This is a genomic window from Protofrankia sp. Cr1, assembly GCF_963555865.1.
GTDB lineage: Bacteria > Actinomycetota > Actinomycetes > Frankiales > Frankiaceae > Protofrankia.
In genome coordinates this window covers 1,213-3,101 of record NZ_CAUVXO010000552.1, presented here as the reverse complement: position 1 = coordinate 3,101, position 1,889 = coordinate 1,213, and the positions used below count along the sequence as shown (strand labels likewise).

Here is a 1,889-nt window from a genome sequence, read left to right as displayed (position 1 = left end):
TCGCCGGGTACAGGGCACACCCACAACCCCCACGGATCTGACCCGCCAGCGTGCGGTTGTCGAGGCCTTCCTCGCCGCATCGCGCAACGGCGACTTCGACGCGTTGCTCGCACTTCTCGACCCGGACGTCGTGCTCCGCGCCGACCCGGCCGCCGTGCAGGCCGCCGCGGCCAGGCGGGCCGCGGGTGCGCCAGCCCTGGCCGAGGAGGCCCACGGGGCGGCGGCCGTGGTCGACACGTTCTCGGGGCGCGCCCGAGCCGCACAACCGGCTCTCATCGACGGAGCCATGGGCGCCGTGTGGGCTCCGCGCGGAACACCGCGGGTCGTGTTCGACTTCACGATCATCGCCGGGAAGATCGTCGCGATCGACCTGCTGTCCGATCCCGAGCTGGTCGGCGGGCTCGACATCACGATCATCGGCGATGTGCCGGCGGGTATGGACTCCTGAACCGGGGAATGGCGCTCGGAGACCAGGTCACCGAAGCAGCGTCTACATTCCTCCGCGTGGCACCCTGAAGAATTGGCATTTCCTCAGGGTGCGACGCGGAGGAATGTAGAGTGGCCGTATGGGCACGAAGATCGGGCAGGTTGCCCAGGAGCTGGCCCGCACGAATCCGTGGTGGCGGACCGTCGAGTGGGCAGCGACGGATCCGGACCTGCGCGCCGTGCGCGACACCGGCCTCGGGTACCGGTCACCATGTCTGGACGGGCTGGTCGACGGGGGTCTCTACCTGCTGCGGGGACCTCGCCGGGTGGGCAAGACGGTGGCCGTGAAGCAGACCATCGTCGATCTGGTCAGACGCGGGACGCCACCGCAGGCGATCGTGCGGATCGCGGCGGACGTGTGGTCGGCGGAGGACCTGCGGACGGTCGTCCAGAACACCGCGCTGCCACCGGTACCGATTGGCACGGCACGGTGGTGGTTGTTCGATGAGATCACCGGGACGACCGGTGACTGGGCGGCGCAGATCAAGTGGTTGCGGGACAACGACCCCGAGTTCGCGGTGGCCACCGTGGTGTTGACCGGGTCGAACGCGGCGGGCCTGACCGCGTCCGCAGGCGTGCTCGCCGGCCGACGCGGACGCATCGACCATGGCGACCGCACCCTGCTGCCGCTGGGGTTCCGGAGCTTCGCGCGGCTGCTGCGACCCCACCTGCCGGACCTTCCCGCTGTCGACCTCGCCCACCTGCGGGGAGAGGCGGCCCGTAGAACATACGCCGATCTGTTGCCGTGGCTGGACGATCTGGTGCTCGCCTGGGAGACCTATCTGATGTACGGCGGATTCCCGATTGCCGTGGCGGCGGCCCGCGCCGGTGAACCGGTGCCGGCGTGGTTCATCGACGACGTCTTCAACGTCGTGTTCCGCGACGCTTTCTCGGCGTCCCAGCTCAGCCAGACCGGCACCGCTGCCCTGGTGGAACGACTCATGCGGTCGATGGCGGCTCCCGCCAACATGAGCAGGATCGGTGCTGACCTGGATCTCAAACACGACGTGGTAGCTCGCCACGTCCGCTATCTCGGCGACGCCTACCTGCTCTGGCACTGCCCGCAGAAGGCAGAACGTGCCTGGACAGCCCGGGAACGCGCCCAGGACAAACTGTACGCAATCGATCCACTGGTTGCGCGGCTGGCTCACCTGCGCAACCCCGCCCGATCCGACATCGACATCACCGTGCTCGCTGAGATGCAGACCGGCCTGGCCCTGCAGCGCTGTGCCCATGCCCGCGGTGTCGGATGGGCCGAGGACCTGTTTCTGTTCCACCTGCGTACCTCGTCCCGTCATGAGATCGACTTCGTCGCCGAGCAACTGGCCGGCACGGCGGTGGAGAGCAAGTACGTCGAGGGGGGCGCCTGGCGAGGTGCGACCGCCACCATCAGCGCGTCCGGG

The 1,889-nt window shown here is 68.9% G+C and carries 1 protein-coding gene and 1 pseudogene; both read left to right on the top strand.

Annotation, left to right across the window (positions count from 1 at the left end):
* Positions 1 to 448 (top strand): annotated as a pseudogene (locus U9980_RS25635) (RNA polymerase subunit sigma-70); the annotation flags it as partial.
* A gap of 118 nt (positions 449 to 566) precedes the next feature.
* The coding region (locus U9980_RS25630) for an ATP-binding protein (RefSeq protein WP_322770276.1) at positions 567 to 1,889 on the top strand (1,323 nt) is incomplete at its 3' end.